Raw genomic sequence first — 21,079 nt, 5'->3', positions numbered from 1 at the left:
AATATGGCATCGACGACAAGTATCGCCCGGAATGGCGCGTGGAAGTTACTGGCGATCATCGCAGTCGTTGCTGTTCTGGGCGTTACGATGGTACTTGGCGTTCGGCCGATCGCGGGTTTCTTCAAGAACCGTTTCCCCGCGAACAACGGCAGTGTCGCGTCGGTATCTGCCGTCGGTGGAAAACCTGCTGCGCCGCGCGATCGGCTGGGCATCAATGTGGCGGGCGTTACCTATTATGGCGGCGAGCCGATTTACGCGAACCAGTTGTTCGGGTTGCGCTGGCTGGTGCCGTCGGCTGGGTGGGGTGGCATCGACAATGGGCGCTTGCGGCCCGATGGTTTTCCGAAGGGGGTCGATGGGTCGGCGGCGGCGCCGGGCGTCGTATCGATCCTGAACCCGCCCGCCGATGCGCAGACGAGCGCAACCGCGGTCACGCGCTGTACGTGGCAGGGGAAGGGGATCGTGGGTGCCGGTGGCATGCAATCCGATCTTCGGGTGGGCAATCACAGCCTGCAATTCCGTTGGGGGAAGGCGATCGGCAGTGCCAATCGGGTTTGGATCAGCATCGACCGGTCGGATGCCGCCAATCCGATCCGCGCGATGGATTGCCGGCAGGTCGGGCTTGCGAACAATGCTCAGTTCGCGCCTTCGCTGCTGGCGTATCTGAAGCCGTTCGGCGTGCTGCGGTTCCTCGACATGTCGGCGGCCAACAGCAATCCGGCATCGGTGACATGGGCGACGCGCAGTCTGCCGGGTGATCTGGTCCAGCGCGGCAGCGACAGCACGTCGATCGAGAACATGGTGGCGCTCGCCAATGCCAATGGCTCCAGCCCGTGGTTCACGGTGCCGTGGAATGCCGACGCCGATTATCATCGCCGCATGGCGCAATTGGTCCATGACAGCATCCCGGCGGGCAAGCCGGTATATGTCGAGATATCGAACGAGGTCTGGAATTACTCGTTCGGTCAGGCGGGTCAGGCGGAACGCGAAGGTCAGGAGCGCAAGCTGTCGGACACTCGTTTTCAAGCGAACGTCTATCGATATGCGCAAAAGATCACCGAGGTAATGCCGATCTGGGCGGAGGTCTTCGAAGATCGGCCCAAAGATCTGGTCCGGGTCGCCGCGACGCAGGCGGACAATGCGTGGGTGGGCGCCAACATCTTCGAATGGAACAAGGGGGCGGCCGCCGGACAGATCGACGCGATCGCCATCGCACCGTATTTCAAGGTGGATACCGATCACCTGACGGGTGACCATGATGCCAACATGGTGGCGCTGGCCGCCGAGGCGAAGCGGCAGATCGCGGTCAAGTCGGCAGAATATAAGGCGCTGGCCGATAAGTGGGACAAGCGCCTGATCGCCTATGAAGGCGGTCAGCATCAGATCGATCCGGATAATCAGAAACGGTTGGCGGTGATGAACCGAGATCCCCGGATGGAAGCGATCTATCGCCAGTATCTGACCGACTGGAACGTACTGACCGGCGATGTCTTCACGCTATATTCCGCGACCGGGCCGATCAGCCGGTACGGTGCGTGGGGTCTGCGTGAATATGCTGGGCAGCCGTTGAGTGCCACGCCCAAGCTGCGCGGCGTGCTCGACTATGCGGAGAAGCACTGATGCCTGGATATCGCTGGCCAAAAAATCGATAGGTTAGGAATATTGCCGTATACAGTCCGACCGATCGTGCTAGCTTCGCTGCAGGGCAGCAAAAAAGGGGCGATGCCATGCGGGGTATCAGGCAGAGTGCGGCGGTCGGGCTGATGGCGTTGGCGATAGCCGGCGTCGGTGCCGGCCCGGTGTCGGCGCAGCAGGCGGTGATGACCGCCGGCGGGTTGCTGCCGGTGAAGGCGGTCGCGGCGGATGGGCGCATTCTGGTGACGTTGCCGGCCGCTGATGCTGATGGAGCATCGGGGCGCTTTATCTATGCTACGTCCCTGCGCACCGGGATCGGCTCCGCCAATCTGAGGCTGGATCGTGGGATGCTCGGGCCGGAGCACATCGTTGCGTTCCGGCGGATCGGCAAGAAGGTAGCGGTGACGTTCGAGAATCACCAGTTCCGGGCCACTGGCGATGCCGGCGTGGCGGCGGGTGGCCGCACCAGTTTCCCGACCAGCATCATGGCGATGCTCGACATCGTATCGACCGAACCCGGCGGCGGCGTTACGGTGGATATCGCGCCGTTCCTGACCCGTGACACGATGGGGATCGCGGATTCGCTGAACGCCAGTTGGGCGCTGGCCGGGGCGGGCGGCGGATCGGTAGCGGGCAAGGGTTTCCGGCTGGTCGATGGGCTGAGCGCCGCCGATCCGGGATCGGTGAAGGTGTTTCCCGACAATATCGAGGTGGACGCACTCCAGACCTATCAGAGCGACACGCCCGGCCGTGAGGTGGAGCGGATCGCCGCCGAACCGCGCCAGATCGGTTTCACCGTGCATCACAGCTTCGTCCGGTTGCCGGCGCCGGGCTTCGTGTCGCGCAAGTTCGACATCCGTTCGGCGGCGGGCGGCAACCAATATTACGACTATGGCACGCCGCTGGGTGAGGATGTGGTGCAGCAGTTCGCCAACCGCTTCCGGCTGGAAAAGGTCGATCCCGCCGCCACGCGGTCGCGGGTGAAGAAGCCGATCATATTCTACATCGATCGCGCCGCGCCGGAGCCGATCCGCACCGCGTTGCTGGAGGGCGTGAATTACTGGAAGACGGCATTCGACAAGGCGGGACTGATCGATGCGTTCCGGGCGGAAATGCTGCCGGTGGGCGCCGATCCGCTTGACGTGCGGTACAGCATGGTCAACTGGTCGAACCGGCTGACGCGCGGCTGGTCGTATGGCGGCGGCATCGTCGATCCGCGGACGGGGGAGATCATCAAAGGCAATGTCGTGATCGGCGCGCTGCGCGTGCGGCAGGACATGGCGATCTTCGAGGGGCTGGTCGGCACCGCGCAGAACGGCACCGGCGGCGGCAACGATCTGGTGAAGGCATCGCTCGACCGCATCCGCCAGTTGGGCGCGCATGAGGTCGGCCACGCGATCGGGTTCATGCACAACTTCGCGGGCAGCACGCAGGGCCGCACGACGGTGATGGATTATCCGGGGCCGCGTATCAAACTGACCGACGGCAAGATCGACCTGTCCGAAGCCTATGCGCCGGGCGGTGGTGCGTGGGACGATTTCACGATCGACTGGCTTTATGCCGATCCCGCGCCGGGCACCGATCCCGACGTGGCGGCGCGCGCCAAGGCGCTGGCGATCCAGGCAAAGGGCGTACGCTTCATCACCGATATCGACGGCCGCGCATCGGATACGCCCAGTCCGTGGGGGAGCATGTGGGACGACGGGCCTGACCCGGTTGCCTCGCTGAACCACATGATGGCAGTGCGCCGTATTGCCATCGCGCAGTTCGGGCCGGGCGTGCTGCGCCAAGGCGAGGCGCTGTCCGATCTGCGTCGCAAGTTCGTGCCGGTGTGGCTGCTGCATCGGTACGATATCGATGCGGTGGGCAAGCTGGTCGGCGGCATCGATTATGCCTATGCCGTGGCGGGGGACAATCACCCGCCCGCCGTGCCGGTTACCGCCGCCGTACAGGATGCCGCGATCGGGGCGATGCTGGGGACGTTGTCGGCGGATGTGCTGACGGTGCCGGCGACGCTGGTGATGCCGCTGTCGTCGCCGATGAACGGGCGCGGCGATGTGCAGTTCGATCAGGAGGTGTTCCGCAATGCCGGGGCTGCCGCGTTCGACCCGCTGGTCGCCGCCGATGTCGCGGCGCAGGTGACGCTGGATTCGCTGCTCGCCCCGGCGCGATTGGCGCGGGTGTATGAGCAGCATCGGCGCGAGGCGGGGATGCCGGGGGTCGATCCGCTGCTCGACCGGCTGGTGGCCGCGACCGTCGATGCGCGGCGTGATGCGGTCGGCCGGCGGATCGCGTATCGGACGATCATGACGATGGCCGATACCGCCCGTGACGGTGCGACCTCGCCCGATGTGGCGGCGCTGCTGGGCGACCGGCTGCGCGGGATCGCCACGAAGCTGGGCAAAGCGGGTAGCGGCGAGGACGGGGCGTGGAGCCGCCATGTCGCAATGCTGCTGACCGACGAGGACAAGCTGACGCGCGAACTCGACAAGCGTCAGGCGGTGCCGACCATCCCGCCGGGGATGCCGATCGGTGGCGATACCGGCTGGTTCGGCGATTGAGGGTGATGCGATCGATGACGATGAGGATGGCCGCATCCCTGCTGGCACTGGCGCTGGCGGGATGCGGCAAGGGTGGATCTGAACGGGCGAAGTCGCAGCCGCCGCTGGTGCGCGTCGCCGCGCCCGCGCCGCATCGCTTCGTCGATCGGATCGAGGCGGTGGGGACCGCGCGTGCCAACGAACAGGTGACACTCGCCTCGCCGGTGACCGAGCGGATCGAGCGGCTGCATTTCGACGATGGCGGCTATGTTGCTCGGGGTCAGGTGATCGCGGTGCTGGCGCAGGGGCAGGAACAGGCGTCGCTGGCGGGGGCGCTGGCGGCGGAGCGACAGGCGAAGGCGCAGCTGGGGCGGATCGAATCGCTGACCGGGCGTGGTTTCGTGACGCGGGCCAGTCTGGAACAGCAGACGGCAGCGGCGCAACAGGCGCGCGCCACCGCCGACGATGCGCGGGCGCAGATCAGCGACCGGGTGATCCGGGCGCCGTTCGGCGGGTATGTGTCGCTGCGGACGATTTCGGAGGGTGCGATCGTCGGGGCGGGGACGGTGATCGCGACGGTCAGCGACGTTTCGCGGATCAAGCTCGATTTCTCGGTGCCGGAGACGATGCTGGCGAGCTTGCGCAAGGGGCAGGCGCTGGACGCCACCGCCGCCGCCTTTCCGGGGCGTGCGTTTCGCGGGGTGGTGGCGACGATCGATCCGGTGATCGATCCGACGACGCGGGCGGTGCTGGTCCGCGCGTTGTTGCCCAATCCCGATCGGGCGCTGAAGCCGGGCATGTTGTTGACCGTTCGGGTCGATGCCGCCACGCGGGAGGCGGCGTCTCTGCCTGAACTGGCGATCGTGGGGGAGGGGTCGGAACGATATGTCTATGTCGTCGGCAAGGACAACAAGGCGGCGCGGGCGGCGGTGACGACGGGCTTGCGCGACAACGGGCTGGTCGAGATACGCGGCCTGCCGGCGGATGCGAAGGTGATCGTCGAGGGCGTGGTGAAGGTGAGCGACGGCGCGCGGGTCCGCGTGCAGGGCGCGCCGGCACCGCGGGCGGGCGGCTGACGCGATGATGCTCTCCGATCTCTCCGTCCGGCGGCCGGTGGTCGCGGCGGTGATGGCGATCCTGCTGACCATCGTCGGCGTGGTCGGCTTCATGAACCTGTCGGTGCGCGAATATCCCGATACCGATCCGCCGGTGGTGTCGGTGCAGACCACCTACACGGGCGCGGCGGCGGCGGTGATCGAGAGCCGCATCACCCAGCCGCTGGAAGAACGGCTGGCGGGGGTCGAGGGGATCGAGACGATCACCAGCCGATCGTCGGACGGGCGATCGGACATCTCGATCGAATTCCGCCCCGGCCGCGACATCGATTCCGCCGCCAACGACGTGCGCGACCGGGTGGCCGGCGCCGCGCAGGACCTGCCCGAAGAGGCGCTGGCGCCGGAGGTGCGCAAGGTCGATTCGGATTCGCAGCCGGTGCTGTTTCTTGTCGTGCAGGCGCCCGGATGGGACCGCATGAAGCTGTCCGATTATGTCGATCGGGTGATCGCCGATCGACTGTCGACGCTGGACGGGGTGGCGCAGGTCAATCTGGTCGGGCTGGCCAAGCCATCGATGCGGGTGTGGCTGGACGCCGACCGGCTCGCCGCGTTCCGGCTGACGCCCCGCGACGTGGAAACCGCGCTGAGGACGCAGAATGTCGAGCTGCCGGCGGGGCGGCTGGAGGCGAGCCAGCAGAACGTATCGTTGCGCGTCACGCGCGGGTTCGTGACGCCGGCCGATTTCCGGTCGCTGGTGATCGGGCGCGGCGCCGATGGCTATCTGGTGCGGCTGGGCGATGTGGCGCGGATCGAGCAGGGGGCGGAGAATCCCTACACCCGTTTCCGCTTCAACGGGCAGACCGGCATCGGCATGGGCATCGTCCGCCAGTCGGGCGCGAACACGCTGGCGGTGGCGCAGGCGGCCAAGCAGATGATGGTCGACATGGCCCCCGATCTGCCGCGCGGCGTGACGGTGCAGGTCGGCTCCGACAGCTCGCTGTTCATCGAACGCGCGATCGAGGGCGTGTGGCATACGCTGGCCGAGGCGGCGGTGCTGGTGGTGCTGGTCATCTTCCTGTTTCTGGGCAGTTGGCGCGCGACGTTGATCCCGGCGATCACGGTGCCGATCTGCCTGCTGGCGACCTTCGCGGTGCTGTGGGGGCTGGGCTATTCGATCAACCTGCTGACGCTGCTGGCGCTGGTGCTGGCGATCGGGCTGGTCGTGGATGACGCGATCGTGGTGCTGGAGAATGTCCATCACCGGATAGAGGGCGGCGAGAATCCGCTGGTCGCGTCGTATCTGGGTACGCGGCAGGTGGGGTTCGCCGTCATCTCGACCACCGCCGTCGTCTGCGCGGTGTTCGTGCCGGTGATGTTCATCGCCGGGCAGACGGGGTTGCTGTTCCGCGAGCTGGCGGTGGCGATGATCGCGGCGGTGGCGCTGTCGGGGCTGCTCGCGCTGTCGCTGGCGCCGATGCTGTGTTCCAAGCTGTTGAAGCATCAGGAGCGGCGCGGGTTCGCGGCGAAGGTCGATCGCGGTTTCGCGTCGGTGGAGCGCGGCTACGGGCGGTGGCTGACGCGCACGCTGGCGCGGCCGTGGCCGGCGATGCTGGCGACGGCGGCGTTCCTGATCGCGGCAGGGTGGCTGTTCACGACGATCGACGCCGAACTGGTGCCACCGGAGGATACCGGCGTGGTCGAGGTGCGGCTGAACGCACCGGAGGGGACCGGCTTCGCGCAGCTCGACGCCTATGTCGCGCAGGCGGAGAAGCTGGTCGAACCGATGGTCGGGAACGGTGCGGTCCGTGGCCTCGTCGCGCGATTGCCCGCCAGTTTCGGCGCGTCGGAGGATTTCAACAGCGCGAGCATGACCGTGTTCCTGAAGCCGTGGGAGGACCGGTCGGTGTCGTCGCAACAGGTCGCGCGGCTGGTGACGGAGCGACTATCGCAACTGACCGCGACGCGCGGCAATGCCACGGTGCGGTCGTCGCTGGGGCGTGGGCGTGGGCAGCCGCTGAACTTCGTGATCGCCGGGTCGAGCTATCCGGCGCTGGCGAAGGCGCGGGATCGTATCCTCGCCGCTTCGCGGGAGAATCCCGGCCTCGTCAATCTCGATGCCGATTATGTCGAATCGAAGCCGCAAATCCTGATCGACGTCGATACACAGCGCGCTGGCGACCTCGGTGTGTCAGTCGATGACGTCAGTCAGGCGCTCCAGACGCTGATGGGATCGCGCCGCGCATCGACGTACGTGCAGGACGGTGAGGAATACCGTGTGCTGGTGCAGGCGGAGGCCAATGGCCGTGACCGCGAGGGGCGGTTGGCGACCGTCTATGTCCGGTCGCGCACCGGCGATCTGGTGCCGCTGTCCAATCTGGTCCGCACCCGCGATGCGGCGTCGGCGCGTGAGCTGGGGCGGTTCAACAAGATGCGGGCGATCACCTTTCAGGGCGGTCTTGCCCCCGGTTACACGCTGGGCCGGGCGCTCGCCTTCATGGAGGAACAGGCGCGGCAATCGCCGGAGGTCATCGCGGTGGGGTATCGCGGCGAGAGTCAGGCGTTCAAGCAGACGGGCAGTTCGATCTGGCTGGTGTTCGGGCTGACCATCGTCATCATCTATCTGTTGCTGGCGGCGCAGTTCGAGAGCTTCGTGCATCCCGTCGTCATCATCGCGGCGGTGCCGCTGGCGGTGGCGGGCGGGGTCGTCGGACTGGCGGCGACGGGAATGACGATCAACCTGTTCAGCCAGATCGGTATCGTCATGCTCGTCGGTCTGGCCGCCAAGAACGGCATCCTGATCGTGGAGTTCGCCAACCAGCTACGCGACGAGGGCGCGAGCGTGGCCGAGGCGATCGCGCAGGCGTCGGTCCGGCGGTTGCGGCCGATCCTGATGACGTCGATCGCGACCGTCATGGGCGCGGTGCCGCTGGCGATCAGCCACGGCGCGGGCGCCGGGTCGCGATCGGCGATCGGCGTGGTGATCGTGTTCGGCGTCAGCATCGCGACGGCGATTACGATGTTCGTCGTGCCGGTGCTGTACGCGCGGCTGGCGGGGCGGACACGGTCGCCGCAGGCGGTGGGTCGCGAACTGGATGCGGCTCTCCATCCGGCGGAATAGCGGGACCCTGCGTATCGCCGCTTGACCGGTCGTCCTGTCCCTCCGATGCACCGTTGCGAAGCAACGGTTTGTCGGAGAGATGTATGAGACTGGGCACGTTATTGCTGGCCAGCATCGCGATCGTCATTGCTGCGCCGGCAGCGGCGCAGAACCGGCTCGATCTGGCGTCGCCGGACGGCACGATCACGCTGTCGATCGCGTCGGACGGCAACGGCCCGCCGAAATACGAGGTTACGCGGCGCGGTGAGGCAGTGCTGGCGCCGTCGCCGCTGGGGTTCGATTTCACCGATGGATCGCGGACGGATGCGTTGCGGATGGCCGAGGTGCGCCGTGCCGCCGTCGACCGCACGGTGCCGCTGGTCGCGACCAAGGCGGCAAGCGCGCGCGACCATTATAACGAGTTGGTCGTCTCGCTCGCCGATCCGGCCGGTAAGGGCGCGCCGATCGAACTGGATCTGCGTGCCTATGACGATGGCATCGCCTTTCGTTATCGCCTGCCCGGTGGTGAGCAGCCGATTGCGATCCGGGAGGAGCGGACAGGTTTCTATTTCCCGACCGACGACCGGTGCTGGGGCCTGAACGTCGGTCGCGCGACGAGCAGTCATGAGGGAGAATATGATCCCCTCCGCGTCTCGCAGGTGCGACCGATGCACATGTTCGACCCCGGCATGCTGTGCAAGACCGGCAGCGAGCGCACCAGCTTCGTGATCGCCGAGGCCGGTCTGACGAATTATGCGGGACTGTATTTGCGCGGGCGTGAGGATGGCGGGTTGGGCCTCGATACACGGCTGGCGCCGTTGCCGGGCGAATTGCGGACGGCGGTGCGGGCCGCCGCCGGGCAGCCGCTGACGTCGTCGTGGCGGGTGGTGATGATGGCCGATCGCGCAGGCGACCTGATCGCGTCGAACCTGATCGGCAATCTCAACCCGCCCGCGACAGGTGACTGGCGCTGGGTACAGCCGGGCAAGTCGGCATGGGACTGGTGGTCGGGGCCTTACTTCCCCGGTCGGGCGCAGACGGCGATGAACATGGCCGATCTGAAGAAGCTGATCGATTTCGCCGGTGCGTCGGGCCTGAAATACATGCTGGTCGATGAAGGATGGGCGCTCAATTCCGGGGTCGGCGGATCGGCGCCGGCGGATACCGACATCACCAAGACGCAGGCCGGGTTGGATATGCCCGAGCTGGTTCGCTACGCCGCGGCGCGCAAGGTCGACCTGATGTTGTGGCTGCAATGGAGCCAGCTCGATGCGCGGATGACCGAGGCAATGGATCAATATGCCCACTGGGGGATCAAGGGCATCAAGGTCGATTTCATGGACCGGAACGATCAGGTGATGGTCGATTATTACCACCGCGTGGTGGCCGAGGCGGCGAAGCGCCATCTGCTGGTCGACCTGCACGGCGCCTATCAGCCGACCGGGCTGAACCGCACCTATCCCAATTTCGTCACGCAGGAGGGCGTGATGGGCGCGGAGTATAATAAATGGTCGAAGCGCGTCACGGCGACGCACAATGTCAGCCTGGCGTTCACGCGCACGGTGCTGGGGCCGCTGGATTATACGCCGGGCGCGTTCCGCAACCGGACGCCGGGCGACTTCACGCCCGTGAACAGCCCGCCACAGGTGCAGACGACGCGCGGACAGGCACTGGCGATGTACGTCGTCTATGAAAGCCCGGTACAGATGGTGTCGGACAGCCCCGATGCGTATCAGGGTCAACCGGAGTTCGCCTTCATCCGCGACGTGCCGACGACGTGGGACGAGCCGCGGTTCCTGGATGGCGATATCGGCAGCCATGTCGTGGTCGCCCGGCGCAAGGGGCGCGACTGGTACATCGGCGCGATGAACGGCGCTGAGGCGCGGACGGTGACGTTGCCGCTGGCGTTCCTGGGCAAGGGGCGCTTTGCGGCGACGATCTGGCAGGACGGGGCGGCGGCGGACAAGGTCGCGCTGACCGAGCGCAGCGTCGGTGCCGGCGACACGCTGACGCTGCAACTGGCGGCGGCGGGTGGTGCGGCGGTGCGGTTGCGGGCGGGGCGCTGAAGATGACCGGTGCCGACGATCGCCGCATCCGCCGCATCCTGATCGTCGGCGGCGGTACGGCCGGGTGGATGACGGCGGCGGCGCTGGCCCATGCGCTGCCACGCGGATGCCGGATCGAACTGGTCGAATCCGAGGATATCGGCACCGTCGGCGTCGGCGAGGCCACGATTCCGCCTATCCGTCTGTTCAACGAGACGCTGGGGATCAACGAGGCGGAGTTCCTGCGCGCGACGAAGGGCAGCTTTAAGCTAGGCATCGAGTTCGTCGATTGGGCGAAGCAGGAGCATCGCTATTTTCACCCGTTCGGCACGTTCGGCAAACCGTTCGACATGCTGGCGGTGCACCAGCACTGGCTGCGTGCGCGGGCGGCGGGATCGATGGTGCCGCTGGACGATCTGTCGATGGCGTGGGGTGCGGCGAGCCGAAACCGGTTCGCGCCGCCGATGGTCGATCCACGCAGCGTGGGATCGACGTTCGATTATGCGTATCACTTCGACGCCGGTCTCTATGCCGCGTTCCTGCGCCATTATGCCGAGGCGCGCGGCGTCGTTCGGGTCGAGGGGAAGGTCGGCGATGTGGCACTGGAGGGCGAGAGCGGTCACGTTGCGTCGGTGACGCTGACCGATGGCCGCGTGCTGGCCGCCGAGCTGTTCGTCGATTGCAGCGGCTTTCGGGGCCTGCTGATCGAGGGGGCGTTGCAGACCGGGTATGAAAGCTGGACGCACTGGTTGCCGTGCGACCGGGCGGTGGCGGTACCATGCGCGCATGCGCCGGGCGGCGTGCTGACGCCCTATACACGGTCGACGGCGCGGGCGGCGGGGTGGCAGTGGCGCATCCCGCTGCAACACCGAGTCGGCAACGGATATGTCTATTGCAGCGATCATCTGTCGGATGACAAGGCGGCGACGACGCTGCTGGCGGGACTGGACGGCGAAGCGCTGGGCGATCCGCGCTTCCTGCAATTCCAGACCGGGCGGCGGCGGCAATTCTGGAACCGCAACGTGGTCGCGATCGGACTGGCGAGCGGGTTTATGGAGCCGCTGGAATCAACCAGCATACACCTGATCCAGGCGGGGATCGCTAAGCTGCTGGCGTTCTTTCCGACGCGCGATTTCGAGCCGCTGGGGATCGAGGAGTATAACCGCGTCGCGATCACCGAATGCGAGCGCATCCGCGATTTCCTGATCCTGCATTACAAGCTGACGCAACGTGACGACGCGCCATTGTGGCGGCAATGCGCGGCGATGGCGATCCCCGATACGCTGGCGATGAAGATTGAGCATTTCCGCCGCCACGGCCGGTTGATTGCGCGCGACATGGACCTGTTCGGGGCAGCGAGCTGGCTGGCGGTGCATGTGGGGCAGTTGAACCTGCCCGAAGGTGGCGATCCACTGATCGACTATGCCGCCGACCCCGCCGCGAGCCGTCGGTTCGTGGAGCAACTGGCGGGGGCGATTGGGCGGGCGGCGGAGACGATGCCGACGCACGCCGACTATATCGCCCGCCACTGTGCCGCCTGAAGAGCTGCCTGAGAGATGAAATGACGTTCATCATCGCCGTCTTTTGCAATCGTTTGTAGAAATCTGTTGCAAACGATTGCGTGGTCAGTATGTACCTTTCAGCTTCGCCTGCCGGTCAGAGCAGGAATTTTGACTGGGAGGATCATGATGAGGAACGTCGCGCTGCAATCCTGTGTGTCGGCCATTGCGCTGACCACGGCGTGCTGGGCACTGCCCGCTGCCGCACAGATTACCGATCCCGCCGCAGCTACGGCAACGGGTGCCACCTCCACGACCACGCAGTCGGCCGATCCGGTCGCCGCGCAGGCGGAGACGGATGCCGGCGCCGAGGATATCGTCGTCACCGCAACCACCGGCGAGCGTTCGCGGTTTCGCAGTTCGATCTCGGTCTCGCAGGTCAGCCAGGAGGCGATTTCGAACTTCACGCCGCGTTCCGAAGCGGAAGTGCTGCGCAACATTCCCGGTCTACAGCCGTCGGATACAGCCGGCCCCGGCGGTAACGCCAATATCGGTGTGCGCGGTATCCCGGTGTCGACCGGCGGTTCCGAATATGTCGCGTTGCAGGAAGACGGCCTGCCCGTCACGCTGTTTGGGGACATCAATTTCGGCAACAACGATTACTGGATCCGCTTCGATCAGAATGTCGAGCGGGTCGAGGCGGTGCGTGGCGGTTCAGCCTCCACCTTCACCTCGCAGGCGCCGGGCGCGGTCATCAACTATCTGAGCAAGACCGGCGACCGCGCGGGTGGCTCGGTCGCGTTCTCGAAGGGTGTCGGTTACCGCGAGAACCGCGTCGATTTCGATTATGGCGCGCCGATCTCGGACACGCTGCGCTTCCATGTCGGCGGTTATGCCCGCAACGGCGGCGGCCTCACCAACGAGAATTTCAACATCCTGCGCGGTTACCAGATCAAGGCGAACGTCACCAAGGACTTCGCCGACAATCGCGGCTATATCCGCCTGAACTTCAAGCGGCTGGACGAGCAGGCACCGACCAACACCGCGACGCCATCGATCGCGACGCTGGACGGCAACAAGGTGACGGATTTCGATCCGTTCCCCAATTTCGACGGGCGTGACGGATCGACCTACTCGACCAACGCGCGTTCGTTCCAGTTCGTCGATCGCGACGGCAAGGTAAAGAACGCGCAGGTTCAGGGCATCCACCCGCGCATCACCGCGATCGGCGGCCAGTTCCATTATGCGCTGACCGATGCGATCACGATCGACGACAGCATGCGCTACAGCGACATGAGCGGCAATTTCACGACGCAGTTCATGAACGTGACCAACCGGGTGAACACCAATGCGGTACCGACCGGCTTCTCGTCGTGCTTCGTGCCGGCGAGTTCCGGTTTCTCGGCAAACGGCGTCGTCGGGTCGTGCGTGAACGGCGGGGTCGTCGGATCGGTCCGTTATGCGGCGGGTCCGAACAAGGGGCAGGTCTATACCGGCGCCTATGTGAACAATAACCCGAACATCAACACGCGCATGCGCAACATGAACAGCTTCGCCAACAACCTGTCGGTCGCCGGCAAGTTCGATGCGCTGGGCGGCAAGGTGTCGACGTCGGCGGGCTGGTTCCACATGAGCCAGAACATCGTGCAGGATTGGCACGTCAACCGTCAGTTCAGCGAAGTTAACGGCGAGAACGCATCGCCGCTGGAGCTGTTCTCGACCACCGGCACGCAGTTGACGGCGGCGGGGCAGGCGGGCTTCAACGACAATTGGGGATCGTGCTGCGCACGCTCAGTCGACCTGACCTATACCGACGATGCCGGCGTCCTGTCGGCGGGTTACGAGCGTGGCGGCCTGAACCTGGACGCCAGCGTCCGGTTCGATAGCGTGAAGGGCAAGGGGACGGCGATCGGCGGCGTGGCCGGGCCGAACTACACCGTCACCGCGGGCCTCGGCACGGCGACGTTGCCGTCGCTGGTCGCCGGTGCGACCGTCGAAAACATCGATTACAGCGACAATTACGTCAGCTGGTCGTTCGGTGCGCTCTATGCCTTTGACAACCGCACCAGCATCTTCGCCCGCGCCAGCCGTGGTGGTCGTTTCAACGCGGATCGCCGGGTGCTGAGCGGCAATTTCAATGCGGACGGTTCGCTCAATTCGCAGGGCAAGAGCACGTCGGTCAACTTCCTGAACCAGCAGGAAATCGGCCTGAAGCAGCGCGGCGACCTGTTCGCGGGCAATTACTCGGTCGAGGTCACCGGTTTCCGGTCGACATTGACCGAGAACAACTACGACTTCACGCGGATCAACCAGCCCGCACCGAACAACGATCCGAACATCTCGAACGGATACCGGTCGTACGGCGTCGAGTTTACCGGCCGGTTCAATCTGGGCGGGTTTCGGCTGGCGGCGGACGCGACGTACATCAACTCCAAGATCCGCGACAGCGCGACGGCGGCACTGGTGGGCAACCGGCCGGGTGGCATTCCGCGCTTCATCTTCCTGGTGTCGCCGTCGTACGACACCGGCTTCCTGGCGGGCGGCCTGAGCTTCAGCGGGCAGAGCAGCGTGCCGCTGGACGACTTCAACATGTCCACGGTGAAGGGATCGACCTTCGTCAACGGCTTCCTGAAGGTCCGGCCGGTCGACAAGGTGGAATTGGGCCTGAACGCCAACAACCTGTTCGACAAGCTCGGTTATCGAGGCGGTGGCAGCCTGATCCCGCTGTCGAGCACCAGCGCGATCTTTCAGAACTCGGCGGTCTATGGCCGGACCGTGACCGCATCGATCCGCTACGTTTTCTGACCTCCCCTGATGGCGGGACCGGCACAACGCCGGTCCCGCCGCTTTTTCGGTTTTTCCGGCCGGCATTGCCAAGCGGTGCCGCGACCGCGAAAAGGATGGCATGAGCGACCCCATCACGCCGCCACCTTCTCCCACGCCGCCGCCGCGCGTGCGCAATATTAGTGAATTCGCGCGCATCGCCGGGGTGTCCGCCGGCACCGTGTCCCGCGCGCTGGCCGGCAAGTCCGTCGTCAACCGCGAAACACGCGAGCGGATCGAGGCGCTGGCGATCGAACATGGGTTTCGCCCGAACCAGATGGCGCGCCGGTTGCGGACGCAGCGGACCAACGTGATCGGCGTCGTCGTGCCGCTGGGCCACGAGCGTCGCCAGCACCTGTCCGATCCGTTCTTCATGACGTTGCTCGGCCATCTGGCGGACGCGGTGACGGAAGCGGGATACGATCTGATGCTGTCGCGGATCATCCCCGATGCAGACGACTGGCTGGAACGCATCGTCCAGTCCGGGATGCTCGACGGCGTATTGTTGATCGGCCAGTCGGACCAGTTCGAGGCGATCGAGCGCGTCGCGGCGCATTATCGCCCGATGGTGGTGTGGGGCAGCCATCTGCCCGACCAGGTGCATTGCGCCGTTGGTGTCGACAACCGGCTGGGCGGGCGGCTGGCGGGCGAGCGGCTGATCGGACGGGGATGCCGACGGATCGCGTTTCTGGGCGAGACCCGGACGCTGGAACTGAGCCAGCGCTTCCTGGGATTGCAGGATGCGGCGGCGGCGGCGGGGATCGATCCGCCGTTGCAGCTTAATACGCATCTGGCATCCGACATCATGGCGGGCGAGATCGCGGCGCATCTGGATGAGGTGGGCGACCGGATCGACGGCATCGTCGCGGCATCCGACGTGATCGCCATGCGGGCGGTGCGCGTTCTGACGGATCGCGGCATCGACGTGCCGGACCGGATGCCGATCACCGGATTCGACGATCTGCCGCTCGCCGAACAGACGGTGCCGCGCCTTACGACGATCCGGCAGGATCTGGTCGCGGGTGCGCAGGCGATGGTCGCGGCGCTGTTCGCGCGAATCGACGGCAAGGAGGCGCCATCGATGGAGATGACACCGGAACTGATCCTGCGCGATACCGCCTGACCGTCAGGCGATCGTCACGCGGTCGCCGTCGATCGCCAGCCGGAACCATGGCGCGGCGGTGCCGCCGAAACGCGGCCGACGCCGGGCCGGATCGCTGGGATACACGCCGTCGCCCAGACCCCAGTAGTCGACGAAGCTGATAACATCGAGTTCGCCGGTGACCCACCAGCAATAGGCCTGGAACGGCTCGTTAGTCGGATTGGCGGCGACGAGGCCGGTGCCGTTAATCGGTCGCCATGGCCCTTCGAACCGATCGGCGACCATCCCGTATAGTCCGGTGGGAGCGCCGAGGCCGGGCGCAAAACGGCGACCCTGGGTCGACCAGAACAGGTAATAGCGGCCGGCGTGCATCACGATGTGCGGGCGTTCGAGTTCGCTGTTGACGCCCAGCGCATGCACCATCGGCGCGCGCAGCGACCAGCCGGTCGCGGTGCGTTCTGCGACGCCGATGACGCCGTTCAACTGCTCGGTGGTCCAGCCGGCGGTGCCGACGAACAGCAGGTAATCATGGCCGGTGGCGGGATCGCGGAAGAAGCCGGGATCGCGGAAGCCTTTGATGCCGGTGGCGGGGGCCTCGGTCTCGTCGGCGCGGGCGTACCAATGGTCGTCGGCAGCGAACGACTCCATCGGCTCGCTCCAGCCGCTCAGATGCGGCGTGTCGCCATCGACGGTGAAGCGACCCCGCGTTTCGAACAGGCGCTGTTCGAAACTGGGCGCGCCACCGTGGCGGCCGGCGGCGGTGAAGTACATTGTCAGCGTCTCGCCATCGGCTTCCAGCACGGCGGACCCGGACCATTCGCGGCTGCCGGGCGTGAAGCCAGGTTCATACACCCAGCCATGGTCGCGCCAGCCATCGGCGCCGTGGCTCGTCAGGCGGATACGCGCGCGGTCGTGGCGGGCTTCGGGATCGTCGAGCTGGGGAGTCGCGAGGAAGAACCACCAGCTGCGCCCGCCCGCGATCACGGTCGATCCGTCGGCACGGGCGATCTGCCACATGTCCCACAGGTCATGACCCGGCACGATCGGCACGACGTCATCCGGGCCGATCACCGGGATCGCCGCCCGTGGCTGGTTGGCCGCGCCGCGGGCCGCATCGATCGTCCACGGCGAACCGGGTATCGTGTCGTCGTTTAGCCGGGTTGCCATCGTCATTCCCCCATCATCCATTGTCGTCATCATGCCGGCTCGATCGCGAAGAGCGCGACGCTTTCCGCCTTTATCGCCGGCATCGGCAGGCCGGCCTGCGCCAGCCAGTCACCATCCCAGACCACCCCCTCACCACGCATCGCCGCGAAGACGGACGCGTCGGGGGCGGGATGGCCGGGCGTGGTGGCGATATCGATCAGCCGCACTCGCACCGCGCCCATGCCGGCGAGCGGCGGCAGCGGCAGGGCGGGCGGGCGGCGGATCACGGTCGGCTCCACCCGCGTCACGGCGAGCAGGCCATCGGTCGGTGTACCGTGCAATTGCCAGACAAGGCTGTCCGTGCCCTCACCCAGCCAGACGCGGCCGTGATGCAGCGTGCCACGCAGCGCCTTGTGGTGCGCGATCCAGCGGGTGAGCGTCGCCGTACCATCGGGATCGATGGTCGCCGGGTCCAGTTCGACGCCGAAATGGCCCGGCAGCGCGACGGCGGCGCGGAACGCCATCGACTGGCCGCGACCGGTCGAATGCGCGGGGCTGGCGCCGACATGCGATCCCATCATTTCGGGCGGCATGAAGTGAAGATAGCCGCGCTGCATCCGCACCCGGCTGACCGCGTCGATACAGTCGCTGGTCCAGAAACGGTGCGTGCGGCGGGCGATCCCGGCATCGATCCGGCCGCCGCCGCCAGCGCATGCCTCGATCTCCACCGCCGGATGGGCGGCGCCGATGCGATCGAACAGGGCATAGGCGCCGCGTATCTGTGCGCCATAACCGGCGGTGCCGTCCGCGCCACCGGTCGGGGCGAGATCGCGATTGTGGTCCCATTTGAGATACCCGATCGGCAGGTCGCGCAGCAGGGTGTCGAGGACCGCGAACAGATGGTCGCGCACGCCGGCGCGGCCGAGATCGAGGACCAGCTGATTGCGCGATGTCGGTCGTGGTGCGTCCGGCCCGGCCAGCACCCAGTCGGGATGCGCGCGGTACAGGTCGCTGTCCGGGTTTATCATCTCCGGTTCGACCCACAGGCCGAATTCCATGCCGAGTGCGACGACGTGATCGGCCAGCGGGCGGAGGCCGTTGGGGTATTTCACTGCGTCCGGCGTCCAGTCGCCCAGCGCGGCGGTGTCGTCGTCGCGGCCCCTGAACCAGCCGTCGTCGAGCACGAACCGTTCGATCCCCAACGCGGCGGAGCGATCCGCCAGCGCCATCAGCGCCGCTTCGTCATGGTCGAAGTAGAAACCCTCCCAGCTGTTCACATGCACTTTGCGGGGCGCCATGCCCGTCGCCGGCCATGGCGCGGCGGCGCGGATGCCGGCGTGGAACGATTGGATCGCGCCGTTTCGGCCCGAGGCGGAGGCGGTCGCCAGCATGTCGGGCGTATCATAGGTTTCGCCGGGCGCTAGGCGGATTTCGCCGGGAGCAAGCGCCTCGCCCATCTGGAGCGTCCAGAACCCCTCGTCATCGCGCTCGATAGCCAGCCGGTGATTCCCCGACCACGCCAACTGCGCGGCGCGGATGGTGCCGGCGTGCCATGTCGCGCCCGGTCCCTCGACGAACAAGCCGGGTGGCCCGGCATGGCCGGTCATGCCGCGACGGTTCTCGCGGACCCAGCCATGCGCCGGCATCGGTTCGACTTGAGGCACGAACTCGGCATTGTGGCGGCCGGTGAAGCTGCGGATCGTTTCCGCATCGGCGGGCAGGGGCAGCGTGCCCGCGGCGAGCCAGTCGATGGTGAGGGTATCGTCGCCATCGTTGCGGACGCTGGCGGACAAGGTCAACACGTCGGTTGCCGGGTCCAGCGTCAATCGCTGAACGAGCGTTATATTGGCGGCAGTGTCGCGCAATGTGACGACTATGCCACCGGATCGCCGGCCGATTTTAACGTCGTCCCAGTGTTGGAAGAACGCTTGACCATCACGATGCGCGCGGAGGGCGGCGGGGCCGAACCAGCCGGCGCCATAGGTGGGAACCAGCGTCAGCGGCTGATCGACATCGAGCGAGAACGACGCGGCAGGGCGAGTGTCGGCGAGCGTCGGCAACGCATCGGTGCCGACGCGTGGACCCCACCAGCGCCATAAAGGGGCGCCGTCTGGTCGGGGCTCCAGCACGATTCCGGAAGCGGTGCCGTTCAGTACGATCATGGCTTATTCCGCGACCGCACCGACGGGCAGCCCTTGGGCATTGCGCTCGCGCACCGTCCACACCGCCGCCGCCGCGCAGAACATCAGCACGCCGCACAGCGTCAGCACGTTGCGTGGATCGCCGCCCAGCAGCGGCTGGTAGATCAGCGGCATCGTCACTGCGAAGAGCAGCATCGGGATCACGATCATCATGTTGAAGATGCCCATGTAGACGCCCGTCCGCTCTGCCGGGATCGATCCGGCGAGGATGATGTACGGATTGCCCATGATGCTGGCCCAACCGAGGCCGACACCGATGGCGGGGAAGAACAGCATCCACTTCTCGGTGACGTGCGGCAGCCACAGCATGCCGATGCCGGCGATGACGAGGCAGATGGCATGCAGGCTGGCGGCGCCCATCCGGCGCGCCAATGGCACCATCGCGAACGCGGCGAGAAAGGCGACGCCGTTGTAGAAAGCGGCCATCTCGCCATTGGTCAGCACCGCGGAATGGAAGCCGGAGGAGGTTGGCACGTCGGTGCCATAGACCGACCGGCCGATCGCATAGATCACATAGGCCCAATAGGTCGCCATCGCGTACCACTGGAACAGGCTCATCAACGCCATCTTTCGCATCGCCAGCGGCATGTCGCGGATCGCGCTGCCGATCTCGGCCAAGGTCGATTTTAGTGTTTTGGGTTGGGCGGCGATGTGCGCGCGCTGATCCGGGGTCAGGGGCAGTTCTGGGACGCGCCAGATCGACCAGAGAATGGTCGAGAAGCTGAGGCCGGCACCGACCATGAAAGCGATGCGCGCCGTATAGGGTATGTTGTGGGTGTCGACCCAGTCCTGATCCATCCCCCACCACACCAGCAGCGATGGGGTTAGGAATGCGAGCATCTGGGCGAGGCCGGTGAACGCGCTTTGCGTCAGGAAGCCGATCTGGTGTTGTTCCTCCGCCAACCGATCGGAGACGTAGGCGCGGTATGGCTCCATCGTGATGTTGTTGCCGGCGTCCAGAATCCAGAGCATCGATACCGCCATCAGGATCGATGAGCTGAGCGGCATGAAAAACAGTCCGATCGCGCACAGTACCGCGCCGAACAGGAAATAGGGAGTGCGCCGGCCCCAGCGCGAATCCGTCTGGTCACTCATCGCGCCGATCAGCGGCTGGACGAGCAGGCCGGTGATCGGCCCGGCGAGTTGCAGGAGTGGCAACGCCGCCTCCGACGCGCCGAGATAGCTGTAGATGGGCGTCATGTTCCCCTGCTGCAGGCCGAAGCTGAACTGCAGGCCGAGGAAGCCGAGGTTCATTTCGAGGATGCGGGCCATCGACAGGCGCGGCTTGTTGTCCAATGCTGGCATGGCTCTCCCGATCCTTCCCGCGATTATCGCTTTCATCCGGTATCGCCGGATCGACGTTCGATTGCAACAATCGATTGTAGGAATAACGGCAAAATATTGTCGGGGACGTTGCTCGCTTGCGTGTCGCGACCGAAAACCACAGAGGCGGCTGCATGCGTGCCATCATCCCTTCGCTCATCTTGTTGTCGCTGCCGCTGTCCGCGTCGGCGCAGTCGCTGCAACCTGGCAATTGGGATCTGACATCGACCGCCGTCGATCTGGTCGTGCCGGGTGCGCCCGCCTTCCTTATGCGAATGATGCGCGGCAAGTCGAAGACCGAGCACCGCTGCCTGCCGCCCGAACAATCGCGAGCGGGAGTTGCCGCGTTGTTCGTGCCGAAGGCGGAGGCGAAGTGCACGGTCGAGCGCGCGGTGATCGCCGATGGCCGGATCGATCACGTGATGTCGTGTCCGCAGAAGAAGGGACCGCCGATGCGGGTCGTTCGCACCGGCACATATAACGCGGCGGGCTTCACTGCGCGGATGACGATGACCGGGCAGACCGAGAAGGGCGCCATGCGGATCGTGGCGGATCAGGTCGCCACGCGGACGGGGGCGACCTGCCGGAAATAGGGCTTGCCGTCATTCGCTAC

Annotated in this window: 12 protein-coding genes; 9 read left to right on the top strand and 3 right to left on the bottom strand. The window is 66.1% G+C overall.

The features are described 5' to 3' along the window. The first annotated feature begins 3 nt into the window (after window positions 1–3). From ASG67_RS12730 to ASG67_RS12695, 8 genes are all read left to right on the top strand, one after another. Entirely contained in the window at window positions 4–1,620 is a 1,617-nt protein-coding gene (locus ASG67_RS12730; RefSeq protein ID WP_056530806.1) for a hypothetical protein, read from the top strand. 107 nt (window positions 1,621–1,727) lie between these two features. Continuing rightward, window positions 1,728–4,196, top strand: coding sequence for a zinc-dependent metalloprotease (locus tag ASG67_RS12725; RefSeq protein WP_056530801.1), 2,469 nt, complete (start codon window positions 1,728–1,730; stop codon window positions 4,194–4,196). 20 nt (window positions 4,197–4,216) lie between these two features. After that, entirely contained in the window at window positions 4,217–5,251 is a 1,035-nt protein-coding gene (locus ASG67_RS12720; protein WP_156460833.1) for an efflux RND transporter periplasmic adaptor subunit, read from the top strand. 4 nt (window positions 5,252–5,255) lie between these two features. Further along, window positions 5,256–8,348 (top strand): efflux RND transporter permease subunit, encoded by a 3,093-nt coding sequence (locus ASG67_RS12715; RefSeq protein ID WP_056530799.1) that lies wholly within the window; start codon window positions 5,256–5,258, stop codon window positions 8,346–8,348. 83 nt (window positions 8,349–8,431) lie between these two features. Beyond that, window positions 8,432–10,393 (top strand): glycoside hydrolase family 97 protein, encoded by a 1,962-nt coding sequence (locus ASG67_RS12710; protein ID WP_056530796.1) that lies wholly within the window; start codon window positions 8,432–8,434, stop codon window positions 10,391–10,393. Between the two features lie 2 nt (window positions 10,394–10,395). Continuing rightward, window positions 10,396–11,913: a tryptophan halogenase family protein gene (locus tag ASG67_RS12705; RefSeq protein ID WP_056530794.1), complete on the top strand. Its 1,518-nt coding sequence runs from the start codon at window positions 10,396–10,398 to the stop codon at window positions 11,911–11,913. Window positions 11,914–12,057: 144 nt separating this feature from the next. Continuing rightward, window positions 12,058–14,676 (top strand): TonB-dependent receptor domain-containing protein, encoded by a 2,619-nt coding sequence (locus tag ASG67_RS12700; protein WP_056530791.1) that lies wholly within the window; start codon window positions 12,058–12,060, stop codon window positions 14,674–14,676. Between the two features lie 100 nt (window positions 14,677–14,776). Further along, window positions 14,777–15,817, top strand: coding sequence for a LacI family DNA-binding transcriptional regulator (locus ASG67_RS12695; RefSeq protein WP_056530788.1), 1,041 nt, complete (start codon window positions 14,777–14,779; stop codon window positions 15,815–15,817). Window positions 15,818–15,820: 3 nt separating this feature from the next. Here the strand turns inward: ASG67_RS12695 and ASG67_RS12690 are convergent, their stop codons facing one another. Genes ASG67_RS12690 through ASG67_RS12680 form a run of 3 tightly spaced genes read right to left on the bottom strand, consistent with a single transcriptional unit; the run spans window position 15,821 to window position 20,448 of the window. Continuing rightward, the gene (locus ASG67_RS12690; protein WP_156460811.1) at window positions 15,821–16,963 is read right to left on the bottom strand and encodes a glycoside hydrolase family 68 protein; all 1,143 of its coding nucleotides are present in this window, start codon (window positions 16,961–16,963) and stop codon (window positions 15,821–15,823) included. A 29-nt stretch (window positions 16,964–16,992) separates the two neighbouring features. Next, a complete protein-coding gene (locus tag ASG67_RS12685; RefSeq protein ID WP_056530785.1) occupies window positions 16,993–19,104 on the bottom strand; it encodes an alpha-galactosidase in 2,112 nt (703 codons plus the stop codon). A gap of 3 nt (window positions 19,105–19,107) precedes the next feature. After that, window positions 19,108–20,448, bottom strand: coding sequence for an MFS transporter (locus ASG67_RS12680; protein ID WP_056530781.1), 1,341 nt, complete (start codon window positions 20,446–20,448; stop codon window positions 19,108–19,110). Window positions 20,449–20,600: 152 nt separating this feature from the next. On the opposite strand from ASG67_RS12680, the gene ASG67_RS12675 reads away from it, so the two are divergent. After that, window positions 20,601–21,059 carry a DUF3617 domain-containing protein gene (locus ASG67_RS12675; protein ID WP_082543507.1) on the top strand — a complete coding sequence of 153 codons (459 nt, stop codon included), beginning with the start codon at window positions 20,601–20,603 and terminating at the stop codon, window positions 21,057–21,059. The last annotated feature ends 20 nt before the right edge of the window (window positions 21,060–21,079 follow it).

Origin of the sequence: Sphingomonas sp. Leaf339, assembly GCF_001426195.1 — a bacterium.
Taxonomy (GTDB): domain Bacteria; phylum Pseudomonadota; class Alphaproteobacteria; order Sphingomonadales; family Sphingomonadaceae; genus Sphingomonas.
The sequence above is the reverse complement of the archived record's forward strand: the minus strand, read 5'-3'. Positions and strand labels throughout refer to the sequence as shown.